This is a genomic window from Cupriavidus sp. PET2-C1, from assembly GCF_054515855.1.
The window spans coordinates 367,275-394,272 of the sequence record NZ_JBTNRJ010000003.1 but is presented as its reverse complement, the minus strand read 5'-3'; the positions used below and the strand labels follow the sequence as shown (position 1 = coordinate 394,272).

Below are 26,998 nucleotides of genomic sequence, written 5' to 3'. Positions count from 1 at the left end.
CGAATCATGGAGAGAGATAGCGCGTGGCGCATGGTGGCCACTCCGATCGGTGGTATTTTCCGGGATCTATGGAGAGTTTCCCGTGCTCCATTCATCGTCATTGCGATTATCATTCTCGGATTGTCTTTATCGTCGGTGTCCGGTCCCTATTTGTTCTCGCGCCTTGTCGACCGTATGACTGGTGACGGCTGGCACGGGGCATTCTCGACAGGCTTCCTCGTCTATGCGGTTTTGACCGGTCTGACTTTTGCTCTGCAAAGCACGGTCTCCTACCTGGCTGCAATAAGTGCTGAGAATCTGCGCTTTATTGCCTCGACCAGCTTCTTCGACCGACTGCTAAAGAAGCCGCCGCAGTTCTTTGTGGAGCACAACCCTGCCGAGATTCAGTCCGCGCAAATGCAGGGAACCCAAGCGCTCGATCTGGTTGTACAAGTGGGGTTGATAGTACTGATCCCTGGTTTCGTTCAACTCGCGCTAACATTGGCTATTCTGGGTGCCGTGATCGATTCGCGAATCGCTTTAATCGTGCTGGTCTACGGTTTGATAGTCATAATGTTGACTTACTTCTCCAACATCTGGTCGAGACCGCACCTTGAGACGGCCACTAATGCTGGTCAACAAAATGCGCAGCTGATTGGTAACGCGATTTCATCAATCGAAACGCTGCGCTATTTTGGTAGCACGAATTGGATGAGTAGTCGATTCAGTAGGGGGGCGAGAGAGGTTCTTACCAATTGGCGAAGGTACTGCTTGAAGAGGATCGCCTATGCTAGCGTCTACGGCGTTGCACTTGCGCTTCAGTTCACCATCACGTTCTTAATTTTCCTTCCGCGCTATCGCGCCGGCTTGGTCTCCGTAGGCGACGTCGTGCTTTTCAACACGCTCCTGCTTCAACTTAACCGGCCCTTTGAGATGGTGGGGCTTGCCCTTGAGAGCTTGATGCGTTCGTATGTTCAATTGAAGCCATTTGCCCGCATTTGGATTTCCCCTGAAGAGGACGATTCAACACCAAGTCGAGGCAAGCCGCTTGCCGACAGGGGCTGTCTAGAGTTTCGGGACGTGCACTTCACCTACACGGATGGACGCGGGATTGCTGGCGTCAATTTCGTGGCAGAACGAGGCTCGATCACGTTTATTGCTGGTGAGAGCGGTGCAGGTAAGTCAACGGTATTAAAGCTGGCTCTTAAAGCGGTGGAGCCATCGAGTGGTGCGATTCGAGTTGACGGGGTCGACTTACGGAAGATCAACCGTCGGGACTGGTATGGTGCTGTCGGCGTCGTACCGCAGGAAGTGATGCTGTTAAACGATACGCTTGAGGTGAACATAGCCTTGGGACGGCCGATTTGCGAGACGCGCTTGCGCGAAGCTGCCGCAAAGGCGGCGATCCTTGAGCGGATTGAGGAGCTTCCCGACGGATTCTCGACGTACGTAGGAGAGCGAGGCCTGAAGCTGTCGGGGGGCGAGCGCCAGCGTATTGCCATTGCTCGGGCATTGTACGGCGAACCGCAATTTCTGTTCCTCGACGAGGCGAGCTCCGCTCTGGATGATGCGGCGGAGGCAGGAATCATGGCTCACATCCGTAAGCTTGCTGGTGATGTTACGGTCCTTGCCATTACACATCGAAAGAGTGCCATCTGTGAAACAGACAATGTAATCACTATTCGGGGACGGGATCAGCCTTCTGTGGATCGCGACGGGGTAAGGAGAGTGCCGACAGAGAGTGCCTCACATATAGGGTGAGGGACGCTGATGGGCGCTTTCCAGGTTCGCAATCGATTCAGCCAACTTTGCGTAGCGATCGAAGACATCGCTGATAAAGCTGCCAAGTAGGTCTTTGGTTCTAAACCTCGACCGTTCCGATTCCGTTGCTGCATAGAGCCCGAAATTGTTATAGATGTAGTAGCGATAATGTATGGTCTTCCCCCATATATATCGAACAATGTCAAAATCCGCTTCATTCATTCTTTTTGATGTCAGATAAATAAACATTCGATCGAAATCTATGCATTGACCTTTTTTAGGGAAATCAACGAGTGGATGAATGATGGTCGCCTCAAATGCATGCCAATGCCGCGCGAACAATGAGTTCGTGGCGATACCGGTTCGAATTGCCTCGTGATCGTTCGGATCTAAAATTTGTCGTTGCCGGTCAAGTAAATTCAGGGCGGCATTGAATGAGTGGCATAAAGAAATTGCTTTGACAGGAGGGACGAAGAACCCTTTTGATGGTATGTTATGTAATGCATCTTGCTGTGCAAGTCGAATTAGTGCTTCGCGTACCGGAACAGCGCTAGTGCCGATGTCATGAGCTAGAGGTTTAGCGGAGACTCCTCCCACTATAAAGTGGGGCCTGGAGAATATTTTTTCGCAAACTTGGTCATATACTATATGGTTAATAATAAAACTCACTGTACCCCCTTTTCTTCCGATCAAGGTTTGTTGGGGTGGCCCAAGCAGGAGCGTTACCCGGCCGATAATCCAGTCCAACATCTCACGGCCGTCTTCCGCCCAGACTCTAGCATCGTGCGCACGCGCTACTTTTACCGGACCGCTGTACCGGAATGCGTTCCAGGCGGACATGACATCGCCAATGAGATGCGTGCCCGCTGGCCCAAAGGAAGAAGGGGTCTTAGGGGACATCGGCTATCGTTGGTTGATCACGCCTAGTGGCGTGAACGGGAAGCCAGGAAATCCTGGGTCTGCACCACGCTCGGTTCAATCATCCACAACTCGTCCGGCAGGAAGGAAGCCCCGGCAAGCTCGGCAGTGGCGCAGAACAACTCGAGGCCTGCCTTGACCCGGACGGAAAGACAGGCCTCCGTCAGTCCGATCGCCGTCCTGAGGAGCGTGGACCACCTGGGGCCCCAGCCCACTGCAGTCGTGACATCATCGACAACGGTGTTGTCGCTGCCCTCCAGGACTCTAAGGTGCAGCTGCGCGACCCGCAACATGCCCCAGGAGCAACCGTGGACGGCCTGGAGCATTCTTCCAGAATCCCCGGATTCGAGCCCGGCGACGCCCTTGTGCACCTCTTCCAGCCAACCGATCAATTCTGAGGCCGCCGCACGCTGCGCGCTGAAGATCATCTCGGCTGTCCACTCGAAGTTCCGGGCCTTGTTCAGCAGGTCTCGCAGGAACCCGTCTTGGTCGATGAGGGGGACGGAATTACTCAGACCAGTGAGGTACTGGCAGGCGCTTCGCGGGTCGAGAAGAACCGCGGCGAGCGTCTCCCGGGACTGGATCTTCAAAACGACCAACCTGCCGCGGTGGCGGAAGATCCGCTGTCTGCTTGACTGTATGTCGGCAGAGCTGACGATGAGGTCCACGTCGCTCTGCGGCGTCGCGTTGCCCCTGGCAAAGCTGCCGGTTAGCAACACGCCGACGGTAGCCTCACCATACTTGCGGATGCCGATCGCCTGGACGAGATCACGTATATCGAAGGACTCGCTCATCTCTTGCTCCCTGACGCAGCCGACGGCTGAACGCAACCGCAGCGCGCTTTTTGCGAACGAAGACCTCCAGCTCCAGTTGCGCGCCGAAACCGAGGCCTGGTATGGCGAAGCTAATCCATTTGATGGAAGGGTTGACACATGAAGAACCCGCGATTCTTCGCGAAGACGGAATGAGTCCGCGAAAGTTCCGCAAATACGCGAAGGCTATGGAGGATGACGGCCATCAGCACAGCTTCGCAAGACGACGGACGATAGGAGAAGTCGCTTCCATGCTTCCATGCGCCTCCGACGAACCTCGGGACGCCAACGTTGCCAACCTTATCGTTCCGTGCCCTCCAATTCTCAGCGATCGAACTGCCACGAGGATGGGCCATTCCGACGTATCTGCGCTCCGTCAATGTCTGCCGTTAGTACGGTCCCGTCGCTCGTTGACCGAGCGCTGCGATGGCTAAGCTTGGCCGATACCGTAGTCTTGCGATCTGGTAGTAGTTTGGTGCTCCGGAAATAGGATTTCATAGGCCGTCCGGCGGACACGCTAGACAAGGTTCGTAGAGGCCTCTCGTGTGGTTCTACCGACGAGCCTATTGCTTTCTCCAAACATGACGGGGACCATGACACGATGGCGCTATGCCAGAAAAATGTGAATCCCGCTGGCATCATCCCGTCTTTTGAGGTCAGCGCCTCCGGTAAGGACGGATGCTTCGAAATCCCTGAGCACCTGCAACAGCGAAGGTAGTCCATGCTGTACGACGAGGTGCATTGCCTGCTCGCTGGTCATCAATTGGTAGGTATCCCAAACACGGGATAGACCGTCGCTGCCCAGAACGATATGGGCTGGCGTAGCGATGTCTCGCTGCTCCTCGACAGCATTCATCGCACTGGCAGGGTTCAGGGTAAGGGCGGTGCTGCACTCGCCCGTCTGCTGTTGCAAACGGCGTTGCCATAGGTCGGCCAGCTTTTTCCCCTGGAATCCAGAGTATGGCTTCCAGAGATCATAGCTCGGTGGCAATTGTGTAGCCCTAGCGAAGTGGTTCGCGCTAGGTAGGGTGCCTTGCAAGACTTCCACGAAGCAATCTGCATAGCGATAGATGGACATGTGTACCAGTTCAGTCGTTCGATCAATCTCCACAACCGTTGCGGCGGCTACAGGCCAGGCCCATAGCGGCTGGGCACCGCCTCCGTCGTGGCGATATTCATCCTGGAGGATCTGCAGGCCGTCTCGCAACTGGGCCTTGCTGAAGGGAACCTCTTGAAACTGCCTCTCGAGGAACTGGCTGAGCCGTCGGGCGAACCATCCGGCGTCAGTGATGTCTTCGTAGGTCTTAAATGGTGCAGCCGTGAGGGGGGACGCACCATCAATGGCCCAAGCCAGCATGGAGCGCTCGCGCAGTAGATATCCCACTACGTCCTCCGTCGGAATGTGCTCGTAGATGCCTTGGGATACTTTCGAGATCATCGCCTGCATCATGCTCCTTCTCCGCGTGGAGAAATGGCAATCTGCAGCGTGCGCATCCCTCCGGAGATGACTGCGTCATCCATGAATTCTCTGGCGAGCGATTGAGCAATAGTCTCGGCGCGTTCGTCGTCAAGGAGTCCTCGCTTGATGAGCTGAGGGCGGAACTGCTGGAATGACAAGTAGACGACTTCCTTGTGTTCTTTCTTCCAGACCGTCGGCTGACTGAACCGCGCTTCCTTGATGTTGACATCTAGCCCGGTCACGATGGGCCAAATGTCCTCGACGTAGTCGTACTCGATGTCATTTATCCAGCCGTAGGCCATCATGACCGCATTGGCCTCTTCAAACGCCGCTACTGCCGGCACGGAGAACGGGCTCGCCAGCGATGGTTCCTCCATGACAAGCGTTCCCGACGGGCTGAGCTGGGCAAGGAGCGTCTGGATGACCTCAGCGCGCTCTTTGATATGCAGCAGCGTGAATCGGCAAGTGATGAGATCAAACGCACCTTCCGACCGAAGTGCGTCAGGGAACCGGATTGCATCCCGGACGCGAAATGTCAGGTTGGTCAACCCCAGCCGCTGCGCGGCAGACGTGGCCAAATCGATCTGGCTCGGACTAATATCGAGACCCAGTACCGTTGACCGCGCACTACGGGTGGCCATCCAGCATGCTATCTGGCCGTGGCCGGAGCCGACTTCCAAGATACGTCCCTCTGTTGGGAGATATCGACGCAAGAAGTCCTTCGTAGCTGGGTCGTAAATCGACGACATGATCTGAAGACGCTGTCGATCTGATTCACCGGTCTGCAATGGGTACGTCGCTGCAGCTTTTTGCGACATGTGGGTCGCATGTAAACGCCTCATGCGAACGCAGTCCAAGTTCTGGCAGAAGTCCCAGTAAAAGGATGGAAGAATCTCCGGCTTCTCTGTGGCGACGTCTATCCATTCATAGGCCGTATGTTCGTCACTCAAAGTCAGGCCTTGTCCTGTGAACTCGCACAGAAAGAACACAAGCAACACACGTCTGCCCGGGATAATCTCGCAGGATCTGCTGCCGAGATAACTCGTCGTGGTGATATTCAGTCCGCACTCCTCGCTGACCTCGCGTACCAGCGCTGCCTCTAACCCTTCGCCAGCTTCAGGTCTGCCCCCGGGCAACTCCAATTCATCCCGCGGATTCTTGACGAATAGAATGCCTCGAGGTCCAAACATAATGGCTTTTACGCTAACGGGTTCCATTGCCGTCTAGCTCCGTATGGGTGGGTGGTTTCTTGCGTAGGCGGGTACAGCTACCAACTGGCGCTGCCGTGGCGTAAGAAGATTCGAGGAAAAAGACTGGATACCTAATGCCGAATGGTTTGGCGTGGCCGGGAGCGCAGAAATTTCCTGATGTGAAGGAGGCTTCCTGAAATAGGAGTGGTTGTTCATGTAACGTGCAAACACCGAGCGTCTTTGCCTGGAGTCCGTCACCTTGCAGGTCCCGTGGACAAGCGCTTCCGAGAAAATCACGGCATCCCCTGCCTGTAGGAAGACATGTCGCAACAGGGGATTGTTTGCGACGATCCGGTATCGGTCCGGAACCGGAAAGTTGGCGCGATGCGAACCCGGGATACAGCAGAAGTGATTCTCGGTATTGCGCACATCTGAAATGGCATACTGGACCGCGACAAGACCGCTGTGAATACGCTGGTTTCGTACCCAGTAATATATCCCCTCATCGAACATATCGGCCTCATGGTGTAGATTGCCACCACTACTGACGAACCGCTCGTCGGCGCAGAACATATGGTCAAGCCGGAATCTTGACCGATAAATGATATCTAGGAAGCGATAGACAGTTTCGAGGTCAATCAAGGAACGCCATTCTTCACCCCAATCGAAATTAATGTCGTGCAGAAAGTGAGCGGTGAGATGCTTTGACCAGTACTCCTGCAGGCGCAGAAGGTGGGGCCGAGTGATTGCCGCAGGGATGATGACATAGCCGTTGAGATCAAATTCGTAAACATATTCCAGGTTCATATTCGTCACCTAAGGTTCTCGTCGGGAGTGGTCCTTCCGTGGTGTACGCGTTTTGTCCGCTGAATATATAATTCGGAAACACGCGCTTTTCAGTGGAACGCCCAAACATGCAAGCCATGCGCAGCACACGGCTGACTCGTGCTGACCAGCGGTTCCTGAAGCACGCGCTGCGCGTCTTTGCCGCGCTACGGCAGGTGCGCGAGAGCGTACAGACAGTCGCCAATGGGTTTCCAATTTTCATCGCAGCTTTTCCATTGAGCATATCCGTGGCTATATTTCACAATATGAATTTTCGGTCAATGACTTCGACTTCCGACAGATAGCCCCTCTGGAGATATTCCTTGATCTTCTTATTCTCTTCCAGAATGCGGGACCTCAGTGCGGGTGACTTCCACCACTGAATTCGGTCGACGCCGAAATAGTTGACTGTTGCGCACGAAATACGTTCGATTTCAGGCCATTGCTTTTTGATCGTCATGACGTACCGGCGTTTGGCGTATATCTTTCCGATCAGAAGCAGTTCGCGAAGGCCGAAACGATTCATCATGTTGCGTGTATTCCGAATATTCTCCCCGCTGTTGGACGATTCTTCTTCTAGTACGATGCTCGCCAGACTCAAGCCCGAGGAGACCAACCTATCGGCGATTTCGCTTGCCTCGCTGATATTGTAGTCTCGGGTCATTCCCCCAGCAATGACGAGGGTTTCGTAGTATCCGGCGCGAAATAGAGTGAGTGCGGCGTCGATCAGTTCGTGCTGGGCATGCCGACTACCAAACATCAGCGCAAACTGGGATCCGGAAATCTCTGTTTCAGGGGATATGTAATCAATTAGCTCGATGCGACTGCCGAATTTGTTTGCGGCACGCGACGTTTTACTATTTTCGGTAGATGTCATCTTGTAATATTTCAATTTCCTAATTCAACGGTCACACATCTACGGGATGGGCGGAATTGGTACTGATTACATCAGAAAGGCATGGCCTGCCAATTGCAAAGAAATCCAAGATCCGGTGTGGTTCGATTGATCCCTACAAATTGACAAAATTGTCGCCGCTTGAGTTCCGTGGACATTTATTCCTGTTCTGTCTGAATGATCATAATATCGATCTAGGTTTTTCATGAGATTGAAAATTCACGGATCGAAACGTCTTGAGTCATCCTGAAAATCGCTCGTGATGTGGAAGGGATTCCTTCCGGGGTGGAGGCGTTCTCTCCGATGAACCTACGGATACGGAAACACGCAGCGCTTTCCCGTCGGGCGCCCGAACACGTAGACCATGCGCAGTTGGTCGTCGATGACGGCTTGGGCCTGGTACACGGACGGTGGGATGCAATACTCGTTGGCTCGCCCATACGCTTCGCCGCTGACCAGCGCCTCGATCGCGTTATGGAAGCTTTCGTGCACGTCGCGTTGCGGCGCAGCGAAGTCCACGATGCCGCCAGCAGTTCGTGGTTCCCAGATGACGCCGTAGCCGACGTCGGCCGCCCACTGCTTGACCGCGTTGAATGTCGATCGGCCGTGTGCGCCAGTTACGCTGAAGGCATTTGCTGTAGCCGGCGCCACGAAAAGGGCCGCCAAAGACGCGGCAGCTAGGAAGGAGCGGAGTGGCTGGTTGAATTTCATCATGTGCTGTCCTTGCACGGGGAGCGTTTCAAGCCTGGTCGATGGCAGGGGGTTCCCATTCGCATGGGAGCTTCTGTAGTGACTATGCATCGCTACCTAGGAGGAGGCAGCAATGCCGAACCTTCCAATCGATGTTTGGCTTCAGCCTTGCGACACATATTCGGAGTCGCTGCCGCCCAGCGATTTGTAAAGGGTCATCCGGTTATTGAGCTGCGCCAACCGGTTTTTCGCATCCGCGCTCAGTGCATCGCGTAGCCGCTTCTTCTGTTCGAGCCACCGCTGCAGATCGGTGAATCCAGATAGGTAACGAGTCCGTGCGAGCGCTTCCGCATGCCGTGCCAGGGCTAGCGACTGTGTGAGCTCTTCCGCTTGGCGTTCGAGCTGCTCACGCTTCGCCAACGCGTTATCGACCTCGGCGAGCGCACCATACAACGTCTCTCTGAACTTGATGACGGCTTCCTCGTACTCTGTTTTCGAGACCTTGATTTCCAGTTGCATCGTGTTCCATTGGAGAAATGGCAACGCGATTCCGAGTCCAATGGATGCAAGCGGGTTCGATAATAGGCGCGTGAGGCTTATGCTTGACCCGCCCGTGGAACCTGTCAATGTGAAAGTAGGGTAAAAGCTGGTACGCTTTTGGTCGACATGAGCCAGTGAAACACGCAGGCGGGATTCGGCCTCGCGGACGTCCGGCCGCCGACTGAGCATGTTGGCCGGCATGTACGCCGAGACCACCGGTAGCGGCAGAACGGGTAAGGTCTTTGGCTCGGCCCTCAGCACATCGGGTGGTCGATTGAATAGGATCGACAACGCATTTCTGTCCTCAGTTCGCTGTTGGATCGTCTCCGTGCGCGCAGCACGCAGAGATATCAGCGTTTGTTCGGCATCCATGACATCGATTCGGGACACCGCGCCCGCTGCGTGCCGCACGCGCACCAGCGCAAGCGTGCGTTCTGCGTCAGCGATGTTCGCGTTGTTGAGCGCGAGTTGGTCGTTTCGGTACCCGATTTTCCAGTACAGCTTCGCGGTGTCGCCGATGATCTGGAGGCGCATCGCCTCGCGCTGCGCTTGCGTTGCTTCTGCTGCCCAGCGTGCCGCATCGCGTTCCGCAGCGAGGCTTCCCCACAGGTCGAGCTCGTAGTTCAGTGAGAGGTTGAGAGAGCCCACAACGCGCCGATGCTCGGCTTGGCGTCTAGGTTGGATGCCGCCGTTGGCTGTCACATTCGGCGTTAGGTTGGTCGCGGTAATGCCTGCCTGCAACCGCGCGCGATAGACGCGAATCGCAGCCTTGGCGAGGTCGTTGTTGACGATTAGCGCATGGGCAATCAGCCGGTCGAGTGCAGGATCGTGGAAGGCATGCCACCAATCGGATGCAGTTGGACTTTCCGCAGAGGCCGATGGGGCGGCTGAAGAGGCCGCCAGCGTTGGCGCACTTGCCACCTCGGACCGAGTCCCCGGTGCGGGGAACTCCACAGCGAGCAGTTGGCGACTGCGTGGGTTCGCACAGCTGGCGAGTAGCGCAGCTATGAACGACAGCGCAAGCAGGCGGTAGAGTATGGCAGCGGGTAGGCTCAGCATGGTATCGCCTCACTCTCGCGCGAGCGCGTCAATGGGATTGAGCCTCGCCGCGTGGCGCGCGGGCACGATGCCGAACAGGATCCCGATCAACGTCGAGCACAAGAATGCAACGATGATCGATTCGACCGAGAACACCATGCTCCATTTGGTGACGAACATCGAGAAGATGAAACGTGTACCAAATGACAGCATGATCCCGATGATGCCGCCGACCAGGCACATCATCACGGCCTCAACAAGGAACTGCAGCATGATGTCGCTCTGCCGCGCGCCGACCGCCATCCGGATACCGATCTCGCCTGTACGCTCGGTGACCGAAACGAGCATGATGTTCATGACCCCGATTCCGCCAACGACAAGCGTGATCGCCCCGATCAGCAATAGGAACAGCGCCATAGATTGGCCGGCATTCTTGGTCGCTTTGGCGACACTGTCTTGGTTGTACGTAAAGAAGTCCTTGCGGCCGTGACGCTGCGTCATCAGTCTTTCGACGCTGTTCTCGACAGCCTTGCTAGATTGGCCGTCGCGAATCCGCACGGTGATGCTGTCAAGGTGATGCTGGCCAAATAGCCGGGCACTCGCGGTGGAGGAGGGCACCCAAACGTTCAGGTTCTTCGTGTCGCCGGATGCGCGCTTCGAGTCCGTTGTCACGCCAATCACAATGAACGGCACGCTGTCGACAAGGATGACTTCGCCAAGCGCGTTGGGATTCGAACCGAACAGCTTGCGCCGCGTGTTCTGATCGATCACCGCCACCTGCGCCTGGCGGCCCAGTTCGTCGAGTCCGAACCCGATACCCTGCGCGAGCTTCATCCCACGCACTCGGAAATATTGTTCACCGACGCCGCTCACGAATGCGCTGACGCCGATATTCCGGTAGCGTAGCAGCAGGCTGCGCGACATTTCTGGCGTCGCACTGTCGATGTAGTGCTGCTCGGCGAGTGCGGCCACGTCGGCGGGTACAAGCGTCTGGATCGCTTCCGCTTGGCCGTCGCCCCAGTCGCGTCCCGGATAGATGCTGATCATGTTCGTACCGATGCTGCCGAACAGCTCGAGCAGATACCGCTTAGCACCGCCGCCGATGGCGACCAACGACACCACTGACATGACGCCGATGGTAATGCCGAGGATCGTCAGGATCGTGCGCAGGCGATGCGAAGCGAGCGCGAACCATGCCATGCGCATTGCCTCGACGAAGCGGATAGCGCTCGCCGACCAGCGTTGCGCGCCGGCTTGGTGCGGGGTGGGGTGATCGGTGGGGTCGGTCGGTGCTTTTGCTTGTGCGGTTGCACAGGCAGGCGCCAGGCGCAGCACCGGCGTGTTTGGCTGGTCCGCGACGATCACGCCGTCGCGGATCTCGATGATGCGGCATGCATGCGCTGCCACATGCTCGTCATGCGTGACGATGATGATGGTATGGCCGTTTGCGTTCAGCTCGTGCAGGATCTGGATCACGCTCTGGCCGCTTTTCGAGTCGAGAGCACCCGTTGGCTCGTCTGCGAGTATCACTTCGCCACCATTCATCAAGGCGCGCGCGATGCTGACCCGCTGCTGCTGGCCGCCAGACAGCTGACCCGGCCGGTGTTCGGCGCGGTCCGCGAGCCCAAGGCGTGAGAGGATTTGCCGGGCGCGCGCCTGTCTTTCGGCCTCCAAGGTGTCGGCGTAGACGGCAGGCAGTTCCACGTTGGCCACCGAGTTCAGGTGCGGCAGGAGATGGTAGCGTTGGAAAATGAAGCCGAAGCGCTCTCTGCGCAGTTGCGCGAGCGCGTCCTCGTCAAGGTCGCGAGTTTCGCGACCGCCCACCCGATAACTGCCAGCGCTCGGGTGGTCCAAGCAACCGAGGATATTCATCAGCGTCGACTTGCCGGATCCCGACGCACCGACGATCGCGACAAATTCGCCTGCCCCGATTGAGAGATTGACGTTCTTGAGAGCGATTACTTCCTGATCGCCCGCGGGAAAGCGACGCGTGACGTCGGTAAGCTGGAGCAGTGGACGGGTCATGGTCAGCTGGTCGAGTCGGAGGAAATGTCTGTAGCGTCACCAAGCACGACGCGCTCGCCTTCGTTCAGCCCCTCGCGTACTTCGACCATCACGTTGTTGTTTAAGCCAGTGCGGATGTGGCGTGTCACAACCTTGTCATCCGGACGGAGTACGCGAACTACGTAGCGCCCGTTCGGTGCCTTCTCGCGCAGCGCGGCGACAGGAATGCTGAGCGCCTGGCGCGCGGTATCGAGCAGCACGCTGACTTGTGCAGTCATCGAGATGCGCAGGTCACGGCCGGGATTCGGGACTTCGAATAGCGCGTTGTAAAAGACTGCGGAATTCGCCTTGAAGGTGCCGCCATTCATGGTTCCGGGCGGGCCCTGCGCGTCTTGGAAGCTCTGAGGAGCGGGCTCGATCGCGCGCAACTTGCCGTAGTGCCGCTTGTCGGGGTCCCCGAGGATGGTGAAGTACACTGTCTGGCCAGGGCGCACCTGAATTACGTCCGCTTCCGAAATCTGTGCTTTCACGGTCATCGTGTCGAGCTCGGCGAGCTTCAGAATCACTGGCGCTTGCTGTGTGGCGTTCACAGTTTGCCCTTCTTGCGCGACGATGGCGATGACCTCACCATCTGTCGGCGCAGCAATATGCGTGTAGCTGAGCTTGGCTCGCGCAATCTCGACCTGAAAATGGGCCGCCTTGATTTTGGCGTTGAACGAGGCCAGATTTGCACGCTGCTCGTCGAGTCCTGCCTGCGCCGCTTCGTAGTCTTTCCGCGAGGTGGCATCTTCCGGCAGCATCTGTTGCTGACGACGGAAGGCGAGCTCGGCCTCCGCGAGCCGCGCAGCCGTCGCGCGTCTCTGTGCGACGAGCTCCTGCTCGTTGGCCATCTTCTCGCGCAAATCGTTCTGTGAGACCACAGGGTCAATTTCAGCGAGCCATTGCCCCTTCTTGACCTTGTCCCCAAGCTTGACATGCATCGACTTGATTTGCCCGCCTACCTGTGCGCCGACGTCCACTTGGCTACACGCCTGCAACATCCCCGTCGCGAGCACGACCCTCTCCAGGTCCCTGCGCGCTACTTGCGTCGTCACGTACTGCGGAGCCTTGGTCGGAGACCAATGCCAAGCTAGCGCGGCCAGCATGGCGCTGGCAACGAAGCCAATGGCCGGGTAGCGCCGGCGGTGGGAGAGAATCTTCATCGAAGCGGTGTGTATAGGGACATATTCGAGCAACGAACGCTAAGAGAACAATTGTCCTCAAGACGATTGCTCAACTTGTGGATAGGGGAAGAGGATCTGCAGCGTCGACCAGTGGGGCGCCCGATGACGTAAACCAGGCGCTTGCGGTCTTCGATAATTGTTTCGGCTTGTAACTCCGACGGTAGAATGCAGTAGACGTTGGCATGTCCATACACGGCGCCGCTTACCACTCCCTCCACAGCAATCCGAAAATCCTTATGCACTTCGCAACATGCCCCAGGAGCAACCGTGGGCGGCCTAGAGCATTCTTCCGGCATCCCCGGATTCGAGCCCGGCGACGCCCTTGTGCATCTCTTCCAGCCAGCCGATCAATTGCCCACGCTAGCCTTGAGTTGTAGCGCTGAAGGTCGCCAACTACGCCCTCCGTCGGAATCTCCTCGTAAGTTTCCTTGGAAAATTCCTTCAATCTTTTCCTGCATCTTGGACATTTTCTTGAGGAGGATGGCAGCTGTACCCGGGAACGCCGTTCAACGCTTTTTAAACCGTTCAGGTGAGGCATTTCTATTGACGACTACTGATCGCAAGAGTTCAGTGGATATTTATTCATGTCTACTTGAATGGTTTTCATATCGGTCTGGCGTTAGGTGTGATGAGGACTCGCGGATCAAGCGGTCTTGGGTCTCTGGAATTAAGGGGTGTGGAACAATACAGTGTCGTAAGGTAGGGCGCCCGATCACGTAGATCAGACGCATGCGATCGTCGATGATCGCCTCGAGTTGGAACTCCGAAGGTGGAATGCAGTACATGTTGGCGCGTCCATACGCGGCACCGCTCACCAGTGCCTCCACCGCAACCCAGAAATCCTCGTGCACTTCGCGTGACGGAGCGGGAAAGTCCAGTACGGCGCCGGCAGCGGTTCGCGGCTGCCATGTGACCGCGTAGCCAACTTCCGCCGCCCAATGGGTGACTGCAAGGTAAGTGGAACCACGGTGGGCGTCCGTCACACCAAAGGCCGAAGCTGTTTGTTGCGACACACAGCAGACTGCCAAAAATGCAACCGCCAGGATCCTGTAGCGTGACATGCTTGACTTCATAACCTGCTGTCTATTTGGAGGAGGGAAGCATAAGTTTGGCAAGCTGGGGCCATAGCTCTGTTTGGATAATCCATGGATCTTGGTCTTGAATTCTACGAACTGAAGGGATGATCTCCCAATGAGCTGAGATATTTATTCCCGTTTTGCCTAGATGATTTGAATTTAGATCTGAATTTTTCATGATGTGAAATTTTGCAATTACATTCGTTTTTGTATCTAAGAAGTCGACATGATCATGGTTGCCATTTCCTTCGTGAATCGCTTCAATCTGTGTCAAAGTACTGGCCTCTGTGCGCCATGCCCATCTAGCCACGGTTTATGTACGGTTGACGGGGCGCTCGCAATGGGGTGCTTCTTTAGGACAGAATTATGCGTATTGCATGATTCTGTTTCGGTAGCCTGACTGTTCGGTTAACGAGAAGTATTTCCAATGTGTCGGAGCCTCCAACGTTCGCAGCTCTATATGGCGGAGTGAGCGAGGCTCGAGTTAAGGGCCTTCTTAAGGGGCATGAGTCAGATCGAAGCGGCGGGCCGACAACGACCCGTCTTCCTGAAACCTTCGTCGCGGTCGACTGGAATGGCGGCCGATTCTGTTTTCTTATGAGGAGATGCGCTATGCATGGAGATCAGTACTATTGGCCACTGGTGAACCGCGTCAATACGAATGCGTCACCGAGCGGGAGAGCGCATGCGTAGCAGGTCAGTGAGAGGTCGGATGGAACTGCGTCATTTTCAGTGCTTTTTGGCCGTCGCAGAAGAGCTCCATTTCACAAGGGCAGCCGAGCGATTGCACATCGAGCAGTCGCCGCTATCTCGTGCCATCAAGGAACTGGAAGAAGACCTGGGGGTGCGGCTCTTCGCGCGCACCACCCGTAGTACGCGCCTGACTCGAGCGGGTCAGCTGTTGCTGAAGAACGTACGGCGCGTCTTCGCTGCTGTGGAGCAGGCGCGCGACAGCGTGCAGGCCGTCGCCAATGGATTCGACGACCAGTTGCGCATCGTCTTGTCAGACTGTAGCGCTCGATCACGTCTACCCGCGTTGCTCGCGCTGTGGCGGCAAGAAGACCCGGAAGTCGAGGTTCGACTGTTCGAAGCGCCGTTGTCACAGCAAATCAGAGGACTACACGATGGTCTATACGACGTGGGATTCTCCCTAGCCGACGAAGTGGGCGATGGCCTCATCGCACAGCCTCTTTGGAACGAGCCTCTCGTGGTAGCGGTACCGCCGCGCCATCCGTTGCTTGCCTATAGACATATCCCGCAGGAGGAACTGCTGCGCTATCCGTTGGTGCTCTTCGACCCACAAGCGTGCGAGGGGCATGCGCGTTTGATCGATCGGTTGCTGCGCCGGATGGATCAGGAGCCGCTGGTCGCGGATCGGGTTTCGTCGGTCGACTTGATGATGATATTGGTATCTGCCGGCCTTGCATTGGGCCTAACGGGTGCGTCACAAATTTTTGCGAGCAGAGAGCCTGAGGTGGTGGCGCGACCGCTGGCGGGGCGGGTGCCCACGGTCACGACCTATCTACTGCGACTGGATGCGGAGCCATCAGAGACCTTGGCTCGCTTTATCGAGCGGGCCGGCGCTGTTGAGCCTCCGGCTTGTAGTACACCCGATTCTTCCCAACCTATTGTCTCGGAGGTCGTTGAGCCATGAACAGGATCGCACCGGCATTGTTTGCTCTCATTCTAGTGGCCTGCGGTCGCACTGGATCACCGGACACAGTCGAATCCTTGGCCGCCGATCCCGCTCGACTCGACGAACTGCGCCAGCAGTGCAAGACGGATCGAGCAAGGCTCGGCGACGAGCTCTGCAATCGCGCCGCCGAGGCGACGAATCGACGTTTCTTCGGCGACGGCAAGACGCCCTATACGCCGCCGAAAGAGTCGCCCAGGTTCTGATCGTTGGCACGTCGCGTCGATGCTCCCGCTTTTCCGCCTTGTATGCGGCAACACGCTCCCGCTTGTCGCATTGCATTGGCGCTCGCTCAGGCGCGAACTTTTGCTTTTTCCTGGGCTTTTGTTCCGATAACGGTCTTTGACGGTGCCTGGATTGACCGCGAATCTCATGCATGAGGCACGAGGACGTGCCGATTCCAGGAGGTGTCCGTGCAGGAGAGGGCAGAGGCAAAGATGCAAGGGCAAGGCGTGCTGCTTGGCCAGATTGCCGTTGTACTCGGCATCGTGATCGCCGGCGTGTGGGCAGCCACACAATGGACGGCCGCCGCCTTGGGCTATCAAGTACGCCTTGGCTCGCCCTGGTTTGATCTCTTCGGCACACCGGTCTACCACCCTTGGAGCCTGTTCGAGTGGTGGTTCTTCTACGATGCCTACGCGCCGCGCGTTTTCGACACCGGCGGTGCGATCGCAAGTGGCAGCGGCTTGCTGGCGGCGTTGGGCGCTATCGGTATGTCGGTATGGCGCTCACGGCAATCGCAACGGGTGACGACGTACGGTTCAGCTCGCTGGGCGACGGCGATCGATATCCGCAAGGCCGGACTAACCCGACCCGCGGGCGTCTTTCTTGGTCTGCATGACGACCAGTATCTGCGCCACGAAGGGCCAGAGCACGTCTTGGCCTTCGCGCCAACGCGCTCCGGCAAGGGTGTCGGCCTGGTGGTGCCAACACTCCTAAGCTGGCCCGCGTCAGCCGTGATCCATGACATCAAGGGCGAAAACTGGAGCCTCACCGCCGGCTGGCGCTCTCGCTTTTCGCATTGCCTTCTGTTCAACCCGACCGATCCGAAGTCGGCTGCTTACAACCCGCTCCTTGAAGTCCGGCGTGGCACGCATGAGGTGCGCGACGTGCAGAACATCGCCGACATCCTGGTCGATCCAGAAGGCGCGCTGGAGCGCCGCAACCACTGGGAGAAGACCAGTCATGCCCTGCTGGTAGGCGCGATCCTGCATGTGCTCTACGCCGGCGAAGACAAGACACTGCGCGGTGTGGCTGGCTTCCTGTCCGATCCCGGGTCTCCCTTCGAGCTGACACTGCATCGGATGATGACGACGCCACATCTGGGCGAGGCACCGCATCCGGTCGTCGCATCTGCCGCACGCGAGGTGCTGAACAAGAGCGAAAACGAGCGCTCGGGCGTCCTGTCCACGGCGATGAGTTTTCTCGGCCTGTATCGCGACCCCACGGTGGCCGAGGTTACCTCGCGTTGCGACTGGCGGATCGCCGACCTGATTGCCGCCCAGCATCCGGTATCGCTGTACCTGGTGGTCCCACCGTCGGACATCAGCCGTACCAAGCCGCTGGTGCGGCTGATCCTCAACCAGATCGGGCGACGGCTCACCGAGTCGCTCGACGGCAGCGACGGCATCACACGCCGTCACCGGCTGCTGCTAATGCTTGACGAGTTTCCGGCGCTGGGCCGACTGGACTTCTTCGAGACGGCGCTCGCCTTTATGGCCGGCTACGGTATTCGCAGTTTCCTGATCGCGCAATCGCTCAACCAGATCGACAAAGCCTACGGTCAGAATCATTCGATCCTCGATAACTGCCACGTCCGGGTGACGTTCGCCACCAACGACGAGCGCACGGCCAAGCGTATCTCCGAGACGCTGGGCACGGCCACCGAACTGCGCGCGCAGCGCAATTACGCTGGCCACCGGCTCGCGCCGTGGCTGGGCCACCTGATGGTGTCGCGGCAGGAGATGGCCCGGCCGCTGCTGACGCCCGGTGAGGTGATGCAGCTTCCGCCCGATGAGGCGGTGGTGATGGTGGGAGGATGCCCACCGATCAAGGCGAAGAAGCTGCGCTACTACGCGAATGCCAATTTCAAGGGGCGCGTGCTACCGCCGCCCACGCTCGTGGCGGGCCGCTACGCCGACGCACCACCCACCCGGCCCGACGACTGGAGCAGTTTGGCGATCCCCGCCGTATCGGTTAGCCCGGCCGCCATTGAAGGAGCAAACAGCGAAGCCACCAGCGCCGCCGATGAGGACGGTCCGCGTCAGCAGCCGGAGCTATTGGAGGCGCTGGTGTACAGCCCGGAGCCACCGGCACCGGCGAACGACCTGGCGCTGCTCGATGACGATGACTTGCCGCTACCACTTCCCGGCCCATCCGATTCGGCCATGCGACGCATGGCGCGGCTGGCTAGCCTGGATCCCAACAACGGAATCGACCTATGAGCCAATACCGCCTGAACGTGTTCATTTCCACGGGACATGCCAAGCGCCTGGACGAATTATCTGTCAAGAAGGGCGTGTCGAAGTCATCCATCGTCGCGGCGGCGTTGGCGTCCTGGTTGTCGCCGGATGCCGGCGACCAGCGTGAGGCCGCCATCGCTAAACGGCTGGATCGGTTGTCTCGCCAGTTCGAGAAGCTGGAACGGGACCAGAACATCCTCATCGAAACGTTGGCGCTCTATGTCCGTTATTACCTGACCGTGAGCACGCCGGTTCCCGAAGCGCATCAGCAGGCGGCCCGTGCGCAGGGTAAGGCGCGTTTTGAGCAATTCGTCGAACAGCTTGGCCGTCATCTGCTGCGCGGGCGCAGCTTAGTGCGCGACGTGGTGGAGGAGTTGCAACCGGACACGGCGCGACTGGACGAGGCGGCTGCGCTGGCTGAGGCCCAGGAGCGAATCTCATGAGCGCGCAACAGCAGCCCTTCGTCACGGCCTCGCTCGACCGGCGCATCCGCATGTTACGCACCGCGATGGGGCCGCTGATTGCCGCCGCGCTGGAAGATTCGGACGTGGTCGAAATCATGCTCAATCCTGACGGCACGCTGTGGGTCGATCGGCTGTCCACCGGGCGTGCGCCATTGGGCGCGACACTCTCGGGCGCGGACGGTGAACGCATCATCCGCCTCGTGGCCGCGCATGTCGGCGCGGAAGTCCATCGAGGCCAGCCGCTTTTGACCGCCGAACTGCCAGAGACTGGCGAACGCTTCGAGGGCATCCTGCCGCCGGCCGCGCCAGGGCCAGCTTTCGCCTTGCGCAAGCGCGCCGTGGGCGTCATCCCGCTGGAGCGTTACGTCGCCAACCGGATGATGAACGCAGAACAGGCGGATTTCTTGCGATGCGCGGTGCGTGAGCGGCGGAACATTCTGATCGCCGGTGGCACCAGTACCGGCAAGACCACGCTCGCCAATGCCTTGCTCGCTGAAATTGCCGCCACAGGCGATCGCGTACTGGTGCTCGAAGACACGGTCGAGCTGCAATGCGCGGCGCGCGACCACGTGCCGCTGCGCACGCGCGCCGGGGTGGTGTCCATGACCGAGTTGGTGCGGTCCTCAATGCGGCTGCGCCCCGACCGCGTGATCGTCGGCGAGGTCCGTGGCGGCGAGGCGCTCGATCTCGTCAAGGTATGGGGCACCGGCCACCCAGGCGGCATCGCCACCATCCATGCGGGATCCGCGCAGGGCGCCTTGTTGCGCCTAGAGCAACTGATTCTCGAAGTCGCCGTGAATCCTCCACGCGCGCTGATCGCCGAGGCGGTGAATGTCGTCATCTACATCGCTGGCCGTGGCCGCCGGCGCCGCATCGAGAACATCGCCCGCGTCATTGGCTTCGACGGCGCCGGGTATCGCCTAGTGGATGCGTCGGAAGCACTACGCCCAGAACTGCCGCTGCCTCCTCCCGCCGTCGCGCTCCCGTCGCCCGATCACCCCAGAGAACTGCCATGACGCGCGCCCGTGCTTTCCGCTTTTCCGTAAATCCGGATTCACGCCTTGCTCGTCCACGATGCTTGGCCGGACCGCTTCATCACGGCTTGCTGCTGGCCGCCGTCATGGTGATGAGGGCCGGCACGGCAACGGCGGCTGGCTCGTCGATGCCGTGGGAACGACCACTGCAAGCCATTCTCGACTCCATCCAGGGGCCCGTCGCGCGCATCATCGCGGTCATCATCATCATTGCCACCGGCCTGGCGCTGGCCTTTGGCGACACGTCGGGCGGCTTCCGCAAGCTGTTGCAGATCGTTTTTGGCCTGTCCATCGCCTTCGCGGCGTCCTCGTTCTTCCTGTCGTTCTTCAGCTTCTCCGGTGGAGCCCTCGTATGAGCATGGGCGACGATCTGCCGGGCTTCGAGGTGCCGCTGCATCGCTCGCTGACCGAGCCGATCCTGCTGGGCGGCGCGCCCAGGACCGTGGCGATCGCTAATGGCACGCTGGCCGCCGCTGTGGGCCTGGGCCTGCAGTTGTGGATTCCCGGCATCGTGCTGTGGGTCGTCGGCCACGCGCTCGCGGTATGGGGCGCGCGCATGGATGCGCAGTTCATGCAGGTGTTCGCGCGGCACATCAAGCACAAGCTGCTAATGGACGTCTGACAAGGAGAACGCCACGATGCTGAACCTCGCCGAATACCGCCAGCGCCCGGCTTTGCTGGCCGACTGGCTGCCATGGGCCGGTTTGGTCGCGCCCGGCGTGGTGCTGAACAAGGATGGCTCATTCCAGCGAACGGCCCGCTTTCGCGGGCCAGACCTGGACAGCGCGACGCAAGGCGAGCTCATTGCCACGACAGCGCGGCTCAACAACGCGCTGCGCCGGCTGGGTTCGGGCTGGGTGCTGTTCATCGAGGCTGAGCGCCGGCCGGCGGCTGACTATCCGCACTCGGAATTCCCCGAGCCACTCTCCTGGCTGGTCGAGGAGGAGCGCCGCGCGGCGTTCGAGGAGTCTGGCCACCACTTCGAGAGCAACTATCACCTCACGCTGCAATACCTGCCGCCGGAAGAATCCCGCGCCCGAGCGGCCAAGTTGCTCTATGAGAACAGGCCGACCGCCGGCGTGGACTGGCGCGAGCGGCTGGGCGCGTTTGTCGCGGAGACCGATCGTATCTACGACCTGGTCGACGGGGTGATGCCGGAAATCGCCTGGCTCGATGACGGCGAAACGCTGACCTACCTGCACGCGACCGTCTCGACCCGGCGTTACCGCATTGGCGTCCCGGAGGTACCGTTCCATCTCGATGCACTGCTGGCCGACGCACCGTTGGTCGGAGGCCTGACGCCCGTGCTGGGCGATCAGCATCTGCGCGTGGTGACGGTGCGCGGGTTCCCGACCTCGACTTGGCCAGGGATCTTGGACGATCTCAACCGGTTGGGCTTCGCGTACCGCTGGAGCACGCGCTTCCTCTGCCTGGACAAGGCCGAGGCGGAGAAGGAGCTGGGCCGCCTGCGCCGACAGTGGTTCGTCAAGCGCAAGAATGTCCTGGCGTTGCTCCGAGAAACCATCTTCCAGCAGGAAAGCCCGCTAGTCGATACCGACGCCAGCAATAAGGCCGCCGACGCGGACGCCGCCTTGCAGGAATTGGGCAGCGATCAAGTCGCCTTCGGCTACGTCACCGCGACCGTGACAGTGCTCGACGCTGACGCAGACGTGGCTGACGAGAAGCTGCGCAGAGTGGAGCGGGCTATCCAGGGGCGCGGCTTTGTCACCATGCCGGAGACGCTGAACGCCGTGGAGGCGTGGCTGTCGTCGGTGCCGGGCAACGCCTACGCGAACGTGCGCCAGCCGATCGTTTCGACGCTGAACTTGGCCCACATGATGCCGTTGTCGGCGGTCTGGGCTGGGCCGGAGAAGAATGCCCACCTCGACGGACCGCCGCTGATCGTTACGCGCACGGATGGCGCGACGCCGTTCCGGCTGGTGACGCACGTCGGCGATGTCGGCCATACGCTCGTCGTTGGCCCTACCGGCATGGGCAAGTCGGTCCTGCTCGCCACGCTGGCGATGCAGTTTCGCCGTTATCCCGGTTCGCGCATCTTCGCGTTCGACATGGGGCGGTCCATGCGGGCGACGGTACTGGGCTTGGGCGGCCAGCACTACGACCTCGGCGCCGATGGTGCGATGGCGTTCCAGCCGCTCGCGCGCATCGACCGCGACGGGTATCGCACTTGGGCCGCTGAATGGATCGAGGGCCGATTGCTGCATGAAGGTGTCGCTGTCGGCCCCGAAGAGAAGGCGGCCATCTGGTCGGCGCTCGGCAGTCTCGCCAGCGCGCCGGTCGGGGAGCGTACGCTCACCGGGCTGTCGGTGCTGCTGCAGTCCAACGCCCTGCGCCAAGCGCTCGCGCCCTACGTGCTGGGCGGCGCCCACGGCAAGCTGTTGGATGCGGACCACGACCGTCTGGGCACGGCGGACGTGCAGTGCTTCGAGATGGAGGAACTGATGCCCAGCCGCGCCGCGGTGCTGGCCGTGCTGGGCTACCTGTTTGCGCGCTTCGAGCAGCGTTTCGACGGTGCGCCGACGCTACTGATCCTCGACGAGTCCTGGCTGTTCCTCGACGACCCGGTCTTCGCCGCACGCATCCGCCAGTGGCTCAAGACACTGCGCAAGAAGAACGTCAGCGTCATTTTTGCCACACAGTCGCTGGCCGACATCAAGGAATCGAGCATCGCACCGGCGATCATCGAGAGCTGCGCCAGCCGCATCTTCCTGCCGAACCCGCAGGCCGCCGAGCCGCAGATTCGCACGATCTACGAGGGTTTCGGCCTCAACAGCCGGCAGATCGGGATCATCGCCACTGCGCAGCCCAAGCGCGACTACTACTACCAGTCCCGTGCCGGCAATCGCCTGTTCGATCTCGACCTGGGGCCGGTCGCGCTCGCGTTCGCGGGAGCATCGACGCCCCAGGACCAGCGCGCCATCGACGGCGTGCTGCGCGATGCCGGGGGGCCAGGCTTCGCCGGTGCCTGGCTGCGGCATCGCGACCTCGACTGGGCGGCCAACCTGCTGCCGTCCGCGCCGTCGGCCGCGTCCTTCCTCGCTTCCCACACATAGGAGAACCCGCCATGAAGACCCGTGTGCTTTTCGCGACGCTCGCCATCATGCTGGCCGGCTCGCTCATGCTCGCCCGGCCGGCGGCCGCCATCACCGTTTTTGATCCGTCGAACTACGTGCAAAACACGCTGACTGCCGTGCGCACCCTGGAAATGATCAACAACCAGATCAAACAGCTTCAGAACGAGGCGCAAATGCTCGCCAACCAGCGGCGCAATCTGGCGAGCCTACCGTTCAACGTGGTTAACCGGCTGCGCTCGACGCTTAGCGACTCACAACGATTGATCGCCCAAGCTCAGGGGCTGGCCTACGACATCCAGAGCCTGGATCAGCAATTTGCACGCCTGTACCCCGCGCAGTACGCAGCGACTGTGAGCGGTAACCAGATGTACCAGGACGGACGCCAGCGCTGGCAAAACACGCGCAATGGTTTGCAGACGGCCATGCGGTTGCAGGCCCAGGTATCCCAAAACCTCTCGCGCGACGAAAGCGTTCTGGCCGACTTGGTTGCCCAAAGCCAATCGGCGACCGGCGCTTTGCAGGCCGCCCAGGCGACAAACCAGCTTCTGGCTATGCAGGCGAAGCAGTCCATGCAGTCGCAGCAGCTCCAGCTCACGCAAGGCCGCGCGGTGGCGCTGGAGCTGGCACGGCAGGCCGCCGCTGTCGAACGCGGACTGGAGGTGACGCGGCGCTTCCTCGGCACCGGCACGGCGTACACGCCGCAGCCCGTGAACTTCTACAACCATTGACGGGTGCCACTTGGAGCGGCCATGAATGACGTCGCCATCATCGACCGCTTCCTCAGCACGTTCTCCGCCTACATCGACTCGGGCTTTGGCCTGTTGCGTGGTGAAGTCGCGTTCCTGACCGCCACGCTGGTGACCATCGACATGACGATCGCCGGCTTGTACTGGGCACTGGGCCACGCCACCGGCCAGGGCGAGGACGTGATGGCCAAGCTCATCCGCAAGGTGCTCTACGTGGGCACCTTCGCCTACATCATCGGCAACTTCAACTGGCTGGCAAGCATCGTGTTCCGCTCTTTCGCGGGGCTAGGCCTGACCGCGGCCGGTTCGCTCAGCATGGAGACCTTCCTGCACCCGGGACGGCTGGCCAAGACCGGCATCGAGGCCGGGGCGCCCATTCTCGAGCAGATCAGCAAACTGGCCGGCTTCCCGGAAGTGTTCGTCAACATCACGCCCATCGTTGTGCTGTTTTTGGCGTGGCTCGCGGTCATCGTCAGTTTCTTCGTGCTCGCGGTACAGCTATTCATCACGCTGATCGAGTTCAAGCTGACCACGCTCGCCGGTTTCGTGCTGGTGCCGTTCTCGCTCTGGAACAAGACCGCATTCCTCGCCGAGAAGGTGCTTGGCAACGTGGTGTCCTGCGGCGTCAAGGTACTCGTGCTGGCCGTCATTGTTGGCATTGGCACGGGCCTATTCGGGGAATTCCGGGTCGCGCCCGACGGGCCTTCCGTCGACCACGCGCTGGTCATCGTGCTCGCCTCGCTTGCCTTGCTGGCGCTCGGGATCTTTGGGCCGGGTATTGCCACCGGCCTGGTGTCCGGGGCGCCGCAATTGGGTGCGGGTGCGATGGCCGGCACGGCGCTAGGCGCGGCGGGAGCCGCCGTCGCGGTCGGTGCCGCGGCTACCGGCGTGGGCAGCGCAGTCGCGGCTGGGGCGCGCATGGCCCCGGCCGCGGCGAAGATGGCCGCCAGCGGCGCCCGTGCTGCCACCTCGACGGCCAGCAGCGCGCGGTCGGCGTTCCAGGCTGGCTCTGCCGCTGCTGGCGGTGGCGGGAAGGGTGCCTTATCTGGCCTGGGCAACGTCGCCAGGAGCGGAGCGCAGGAGATCGGCCAGAAGGCGGCCGCTGGGGCCCGAGCGCTCAGGGAGCGTGCAGCAGCGGCCTTCAGTTCGAGCTCAGCGGGGCCGGGGTCCGGCGGTAGCCCCGCGGCCGCTGCTGCCGCACAAGGCTCGGCCGCCGCAGGCGAAGCCACGGCCAGCGCCTCCAATCAGCAGCAACCCGCCTGGGCCAAACGCCTGCATCGCCGCCAACAGATCGCGCACGCTGCCACGACCGCCGCCCACACGTTGCGCGGAGGCGACGGTGGCGGTTCGGGCGGCGGCCCAAGCTTGGGCGATTCCGATTCCTAAGGAGAACGAGCCATGCGATTTAAACGACCGCAAGTGCGCTATGCCCACATGCCGCAGCCCGCCACCCCGTATCAGGCCGCGGCCCAGGTGTGGGACGAGCGCATCGGCTCGGCGCGTGTACAGGCAAAGAACTGGCGGCTGATGGCCTTTGGCTGCCTGGCGCTCGCCTTGCTGATGGCTGGCGGCCTGGTCTGGCGCTCGGCGCAGTCCATCGTGACGCCCTACGTGGTGGAGGTGGACAAGGCCGGGCAGGTGCGCGCGGTCGGCGAAGCCGCCATGCCCTACCAGCCGAAAGATGCGCAGATCGCCTACCACCTGGCGCACTTCGTCACGCTGGTCCGCTCGCTGTCCATCGATCCCGTGGTCGTGCGGCAGAACTGGCTCGATGCCTACGACTACACCACCGACCGCGGCGCGGCGGTGCTCAACGAGTACGCCCGCACCAACGATCCGTTCGCCCGTGTCGGCAAGGAGTCGGTGACGGTGCAGATCACCAGCGTCGTGCGTGCTAGCGACACGTCTTTCCATGTGCGCTGGACGGAGCAGCGTTTCCTCAATGGTGCGCGGGCCGGCACCGAACGCTGGAACGCCGTGATTTCCACCGTTCTGCAAACGCCGCGCACCGAACAGCGACTGCGCAAGAACCCACTGGGCATCTACGTCAATGGGCTGTCGTGGAGTCGCGAGCTCGATGCTTCCGAAGGAGCCAAGCCATGAATCTGTCTTTCCGTGTTTACGCTTTCGTGCTGCCCCTCGTAGCCTTGTCGGGCTGCGCCACACAAGGCAAACCGCCGCCGGCAATCTCGCTCGATGAGCCGGTGCGGGCCCAGCGGCTGCCCGAGCCGCCCAAGCCGATGGAAGTGGTGGAGGTGCCGAAGGTGCTGCCGATGCCGGCGCAGATGAAGCCGCTGCCCGAGCTGGGCGAGGCAATGCCCGCCGCGGAGCCCATCGACGAAACCGTGCGAGTGTCACGCGCCAACACCGAGGCGCGCGTTGCCCCGACGCGCGAGGGTTACGTCAATGCGATCCAGGTCTGGCCGTTCACCGATGGCGCGCTGTACCAGGTCTATGCGGCACCAGGGCGCGTTACCGTCATTTTGCTCCAGCCCGGCGAGGAGTTGGTGACGGTCGCCGCCGGCGATACCGTACGCTGGATCGTTGGCGAGACGTCCAGCGGCGTCGGCGACACGCTGCGCGTCAGCGTACTGGTCAAGCCCATTCGCTCCGGGTTGAAGACCAATCTGGTCATCACCACCAGCCGGCGCACCTACCTGATCGAACTGACTTCCACCGCGAAGGCATGGATGGCGTCGGTGTCCTGGGACTACCCCAAAGACCGGATGCTGGCCTTGCAGCGCCAGGCCCAGGCCGCCCAGGCGAGTACGCCGGTCGATACCGGCCTCTCGCTGGACAAGATCCGCTTCCGCTACGCGATCAGCGGCAGCAATCCGCCGTGGAAGCCGCTACGCGCCTTCGATGACGGCGAAAAGGTCTATGTCCAGTTTCCGGCGGGCATCGCCCAAGGCGAGCTGCCGCCGTTGTTCGTGATTGGCGCGCAGGGCGACGGGCAGCTCGTCAACTACCGTTTCCGGCCGCCGTACTACATCGTGGATCGGCTGTTCGGCGCGGCAGAACTCCGCCTCGGTGGTGACAAGGCCGACGTAGTGCGCATCGAGCGTACGGACGGTGTCGTGCGGGGGAACTGACC

General features: G+C 60.3%; 24 protein-coding genes. 13 read left to right on the top strand and 11 right to left on the bottom strand.

Annotation, left to right across the window (positions count from 1 at the left end; genetic code table 11):
• The first annotated feature begins 6 nt into the window (after positions 1-6).
• Complete coding sequence (locus ACX12D_RS35565) at positions 7-1,740, top strand: ABC transporter ATP-binding protein (protein ID WP_459377304.1); 1,734 nt, start codon at positions 7-9, stop codon at positions 1,738-1,740.
• On the opposite strand, the gene ACX12D_RS35560 is transcribed toward ACX12D_RS35565, so the two are convergent.
• The 11 genes from ACX12D_RS35560 to ACX12D_RS35510 all read right to left on the bottom strand — a co-directional run bounded on the left by ACX12D_RS35560 (position 1,726) and on the right by ACX12D_RS35510 (position 14,684).
• Positions 1,726-2,580 (bottom strand): hypothetical protein, encoded by an 855-nt coding sequence (locus ACX12D_RS35560; protein WP_459377303.1) that lies wholly within the window; start codon positions 2,578-2,580, stop codon positions 1,726-1,728. The genes ACX12D_RS35565 and ACX12D_RS35560 overlap by 15 nt on opposite strands.
• A gap of 83 nt (positions 2,581-2,663) precedes the next feature.
• Positions 2,664-3,452: a nucleotidyltransferase domain-containing protein gene (locus tag ACX12D_RS35555; RefSeq protein WP_459377302.1), complete on the bottom strand. Its 789-nt coding sequence runs from the start codon at positions 3,450-3,452 to the stop codon at positions 2,664-2,666.
• Between the two features lie 625 nt (positions 3,453-4,077).
• A complete protein-coding gene (locus ACX12D_RS35550) occupies positions 4,078-4,920 on the bottom strand; it encodes a hypothetical protein (RefSeq protein WP_459377301.1) in 843 nt (280 codons plus the stop codon).
• Positions 4,917-6,146 carry a methyltransferase domain-containing protein gene (locus ACX12D_RS35545; RefSeq protein ID WP_459377300.1) on the bottom strand — a complete coding sequence of 410 codons (1,230 nt, stop codon included), beginning with the start codon at positions 6,144-6,146 and terminating at the stop codon, positions 4,917-4,919. The genes ACX12D_RS35550 and ACX12D_RS35545 overlap by 4 nt, the downstream gene beginning before the upstream one ends.
• 6 nt (positions 6,147-6,152) lie before the next feature.
• Entirely contained in the window at positions 6,153-6,926 is a 774-nt protein-coding gene (locus ACX12D_RS35540) for a phytanoyl-CoA dioxygenase family protein (RefSeq protein WP_459377299.1), read from the bottom strand.
• Positions 6,927-7,203: 277 nt separating this feature from the next.
• Positions 7,204-7,821 carry a YdcF family protein gene (locus tag ACX12D_RS35535; protein WP_459377298.1) on the bottom strand — a complete coding sequence of 206 codons (618 nt, stop codon included), beginning with the start codon at positions 7,819-7,821 and terminating at the stop codon, positions 7,204-7,206.
• A 327-nt stretch (positions 7,822-8,148) separates the two neighbouring features.
• Complete coding sequence (locus ACX12D_RS35530; RefSeq protein WP_459377297.1) at positions 8,149-8,553, bottom strand: hypothetical protein; 405 nt, start codon at positions 8,551-8,553, stop codon at positions 8,149-8,151.
• Between the two features lie 138 nt (positions 8,554-8,691).
• On the bottom strand, positions 8,692-10,128 hold the full coding sequence (locus ACX12D_RS35525; protein WP_459377296.1) for an efflux transporter outer membrane subunit: 1,437 nt from the start codon (positions 10,126-10,128) through the stop codon (positions 8,692-8,694).
• Between the two features lie 9 nt (positions 10,129-10,137).
• Positions 10,138-12,132, bottom strand: coding sequence for a MacB family efflux pump subunit (locus tag ACX12D_RS35520; protein WP_459377295.1), 1,995 nt, complete (start codon positions 12,130-12,132; stop codon positions 10,138-10,140).
• 2 nt (positions 12,133-12,134) lie between these two features.
• On the bottom strand, positions 12,135-13,313 hold the full coding sequence (locus ACX12D_RS35515; protein WP_459377294.1) for an efflux RND transporter periplasmic adaptor subunit: 1,179 nt from the start codon (positions 13,311-13,313) through the stop codon (positions 12,135-12,137).
• 1,104 nt (positions 13,314-14,417) lie between these two features.
• Positions 14,418-14,684, bottom strand: coding sequence for a hypothetical protein (locus ACX12D_RS35510; RefSeq protein WP_459377293.1), 267 nt, complete (start codon positions 14,682-14,684; stop codon positions 14,418-14,420).
• A 438-nt stretch (positions 14,685-15,122) separates the two neighbouring features.
• Here ACX12D_RS35510 and ACX12D_RS35505 point away from each other — a divergent pair, with 438 nt between their 5' ends.
• The 12 genes from ACX12D_RS35505 (at position 15,123) to trbG (ending at position 26,996) form a co-directional block, all read left to right on the top strand.
• Entirely contained in the window at positions 15,123-16,064 is a 942-nt protein-coding gene (locus tag ACX12D_RS35505; RefSeq protein WP_459377292.1) for a LysR family transcriptional regulator, read from the top strand.
• On the top strand, positions 16,061-16,309 hold the full coding sequence (locus ACX12D_RS35500; protein ID WP_459377291.1) for an EexN family lipoprotein: 249 nt from the start codon (positions 16,061-16,063) through the stop codon (positions 16,307-16,309). The genes ACX12D_RS35505 and ACX12D_RS35500 overlap by 4 nt, the downstream gene beginning before the upstream one ends.
• A gap of 231 nt (positions 16,310-16,540) precedes the next feature.
• On the top strand, positions 16,541-18,547 hold the full coding sequence (locus ACX12D_RS35495; RefSeq protein ID WP_459377290.1) for a conjugal transfer protein TraG: 2,007 nt from the start codon (positions 16,541-16,543) through the stop codon (positions 18,545-18,547).
• Positions 18,544-19,008, top strand: a complete 465-nt coding sequence (locus ACX12D_RS35490) for a CopG family transcriptional regulator (RefSeq protein ID WP_459377289.1) — start codon at positions 18,544-18,546, stop codon at positions 19,006-19,008. Before ACX12D_RS35495 ends, ACX12D_RS35490 begins: the two co-directional genes overlap by 4 nt.
• Positions 19,005-20,045, top strand: coding sequence for a P-type conjugative transfer ATPase TrbB (trbB, locus tag ACX12D_RS35485; RefSeq protein WP_459377288.1), 1,041 nt, complete (start codon positions 19,005-19,007; stop codon positions 20,043-20,045). The genes ACX12D_RS35490 and trbB overlap by 4 nt, the downstream gene beginning before the upstream one ends.
• Positions 20,042-20,419, top strand: coding sequence for a TrbC/VirB2 family type IV secretion system protein (locus ACX12D_RS35480; RefSeq protein ID WP_459377287.1), 378 nt, complete (start codon positions 20,042-20,044; stop codon positions 20,417-20,419). The genes trbB and ACX12D_RS35480 overlap by 4 nt, the downstream gene beginning before the upstream one ends.
• Positions 20,416-20,685, top strand: a complete 270-nt coding sequence (locus ACX12D_RS35475) for a VirB3 family type IV secretion system protein (RefSeq protein WP_459377286.1) — start codon at positions 20,416-20,418, stop codon at positions 20,683-20,685. The genes ACX12D_RS35480 and ACX12D_RS35475 overlap by 4 nt, the downstream gene beginning before the upstream one ends.
• 16 nt (positions 20,686-20,701) lie before the next feature.
• Positions 20,702-23,137, top strand: coding sequence for a conjugal transfer protein TrbE (gene trbE / locus ACX12D_RS35470; protein ID WP_459377285.1), 2,436 nt, complete (start codon positions 20,702-20,704; stop codon positions 23,135-23,137).
• A gap of 11 nt (positions 23,138-23,148) precedes the next feature.
• Positions 23,149-23,886 (top strand): P-type conjugative transfer protein TrbJ, encoded by a 738-nt coding sequence (trbJ, locus tag ACX12D_RS35465; protein WP_459377284.1) that lies wholly within the window; start codon positions 23,149-23,151, stop codon positions 23,884-23,886.
• Between the two features lie 21 nt (positions 23,887-23,907).
• Positions 23,908-25,290, top strand: coding sequence for a P-type conjugative transfer protein TrbL (trbL, locus tag ACX12D_RS35460; protein WP_459377283.1), 1,383 nt, complete (start codon positions 23,908-23,910; stop codon positions 25,288-25,290).
• A gap of 12 nt (positions 25,291-25,302) precedes the next feature.
• Positions 25,303-26,007, top strand: coding sequence for a conjugal transfer protein TrbF (gene trbF, locus ACX12D_RS35455; protein ID WP_459377282.1), 705 nt, complete (start codon positions 25,303-25,305; stop codon positions 26,005-26,007).
• Positions 26,004-26,996 carry a P-type conjugative transfer protein TrbG gene (gene trbG, locus ACX12D_RS35450; protein WP_459377281.1) on the top strand — a complete coding sequence of 331 codons (993 nt, stop codon included), beginning with the start codon at positions 26,004-26,006 and terminating at the stop codon, positions 26,994-26,996. The genes trbF and trbG overlap by 4 nt, the downstream gene beginning before the upstream one ends.
• Positions 26,997-26,998: the final 2 nt, after the last annotated feature.

Bases quoted from the DNA above. Each gene is read 5' to 3' on its own strand.
- ACX12D_RS35565 (WP_459377304.1), top strand. From the start codon at position 7: ATGGAGAGAGATAGCGCGTGGCGCATGGTGGCCACTCCGATCGGTGGT.
- ACX12D_RS35560 (WP_459377303.1), bottom strand. From the start codon at position 2,580: ATGTCCGCCTGGAACGCATTCCGGTACAGCGGTCCGGTAAAAGTAGCG.
- ACX12D_RS35555 (WP_459377302.1), bottom strand. From the start codon at position 3,452: ATGAGCGAGTCCTTCGATATACGTGATCTCGTCCAGGCGATCGGCATC.
- ACX12D_RS35550 (WP_459377301.1), bottom strand. From the start codon at position 4,920: ATGATGCAGGCGATGATCTCGAAAGTATCCCAAGGCATCTACGAGCAC.
- ACX12D_RS35545 (WP_459377300.1), bottom strand. From the start codon at position 6,146: ATGGAACCCGTTAGCGTAAAAGCCATTATGTTTGGACCTCGAGGCATT.
- ACX12D_RS35540 (WP_459377299.1), bottom strand. From the start codon at position 6,926: ATGAACCTGGAATATGTTTACGAATTTGATCTCAACGGCTATGTCATC.
- ACX12D_RS35535 (WP_459377298.1), bottom strand. From the start codon at position 7,821: ATGACATCTACCGAAAATAGTAAAACGTCGCGTGCCGCAAACAAATTC.
- ACX12D_RS35530 (WP_459377297.1), bottom strand. From the start codon at position 8,553: ATGATGAAATTCAACCAGCCACTCCGCTCCTTCCTAGCTGCCGCGTCT.
- ACX12D_RS35525 (WP_459377296.1), bottom strand. From the start codon at position 10,128: ATGCTGAGCCTACCCGCTGCCATACTCTACCGCCTGCTTGCGCTGTCG.
- ACX12D_RS35520 (WP_459377295.1), bottom strand. From the start codon at position 12,132: ATGACCCGTCCACTGCTCCAGCTTACCGACGTCACGCGTCGCTTTCCC.
- ACX12D_RS35515 (WP_459377294.1), bottom strand. From the start codon at position 13,313: ATGAAGATTCTCTCCCACCGCCGGCGCTACCCGGCCATTGGCTTCGTT.
- ACX12D_RS35505 (WP_459377292.1), top strand. From the start codon at position 15,123: ATGGAACTGCGTCATTTTCAGTGCTTTTTGGCCGTCGCAGAAGAGCTC.
- ACX12D_RS35500 (WP_459377291.1), top strand. From the start codon at position 16,061: ATGAACAGGATCGCACCGGCATTGTTTGCTCTCATTCTAGTGGCCTGC.
- ACX12D_RS35495 (WP_459377290.1), top strand. From the start codon at position 16,541: ATGCAAGGGCAAGGCGTGCTGCTTGGCCAGATTGCCGTTGTACTCGGC.
- ACX12D_RS35490 (WP_459377289.1), top strand. From the start codon at position 18,544: ATGAGCCAATACCGCCTGAACGTGTTCATTTCCACGGGACATGCCAAG.
- trbB (WP_459377288.1), top strand. From the start codon at position 19,005: ATGAGCGCGCAACAGCAGCCCTTCGTCACGGCCTCGCTCGACCGGCGC.
- ACX12D_RS35480 (WP_459377287.1), top strand. From the start codon at position 20,042: ATGACGCGCGCCCGTGCTTTCCGCTTTTCCGTAAATCCGGATTCACGC.
- ACX12D_RS35475 (WP_459377286.1), top strand. From the start codon at position 20,416: ATGAGCATGGGCGACGATCTGCCGGGCTTCGAGGTGCCGCTGCATCGC.
- trbE (WP_459377285.1), top strand. From the start codon at position 20,702: ATGCTGAACCTCGCCGAATACCGCCAGCGCCCGGCTTTGCTGGCCGAC.
- trbJ (WP_459377284.1), top strand. From the start codon at position 23,149: ATGAAGACCCGTGTGCTTTTCGCGACGCTCGCCATCATGCTGGCCGGC.
- trbL (WP_459377283.1), top strand. From the start codon at position 23,908: ATGAATGACGTCGCCATCATCGACCGCTTCCTCAGCACGTTCTCCGCC.
- trbF (WP_459377282.1), top strand. From the start codon at position 25,303: ATGCGATTTAAACGACCGCAAGTGCGCTATGCCCACATGCCGCAGCCC.
- trbG (WP_459377281.1), top strand. From the start codon at position 26,004: ATGAATCTGTCTTTCCGTGTTTACGCTTTCGTGCTGCCCCTCGTAGCC.